Raw genomic sequence first — 659 nt, forward strand, 5'->3', positions numbered from 1 at the left:
GGGTGCAGGGAATCAGGCTGTAGTGGAGGCGCTTCGGGTCAGGCTGCGGTGTCGTCGAGTCGCATGGTGCGTCGGTGATACGACGGCACGGGTCGTCGTTTCGTGTCGATGCTGGCGGGTGGGATCAACCAGGGGTGGCGGTCGAAGCCCATGATGATGTCCCATCCGTGGTGGTGCACATCGTCGTGGCAGCTGGTGCACAGCAGGCATCCGTTGTCGAGGTCGGTGGGCCCACCATCGGCCCAGTGGTGCAAATGGTGTCCTTGGCAGCGTCCGGCGTGTGCACCGCATTTGATGCATCCGCGATCCCGCACCAGTAAGGCTTTGCGTTGTCCCGGTGTGAAGAAGCGTTTCGCCTCGCCAACACTGAGCGGTACACCGTTGGGATCGAGCATGATTTTGGTGATGGTGGTATCACACGACAACAGTTTCGCGGTCGCTTCGGTGATGGCACCCATATTCTGCAAATCCCCACCGAGTGCCGGGTTGTCCGCCGACCACGTCCATAACAGTCCGTTGGTCGGTTTCGCCGAGAAGGTGGTGTCCGCCAAGCCTTGTGCCGCCAACTCCACGATCGTCTCGAACGCGGCAGCACAGATCTGTTCGGGTGTCCGCGGATCCGGCGACCCGTCGGGCTGGGGCTTGGGCGCCGACAAGGT

Annotated in this window: 1 protein-coding gene; it reads right to left on the minus strand. The window is 62.4% G+C overall.

What is annotated here, in order from left to right; translation table 11 throughout:
- Positions 1 to 38 precede the first annotated feature (38 nt).
- Positions 39 to 659: HNH endonuclease signature motif containing protein (locus tag B1964_RS29680; RefSeq protein WP_139765981.1), on the minus strand; the 621-nt coding region annotated here is incomplete at its 5' end.

The organism is Gordonia sp. i37, assembly GCF_002043085.1.
Taxonomy (GTDB): Bacteria; Actinomycetota; Actinomycetes; order Mycobacteriales; family Mycobacteriaceae; genus Gordonia; species Gordonia polyisoprenivorans.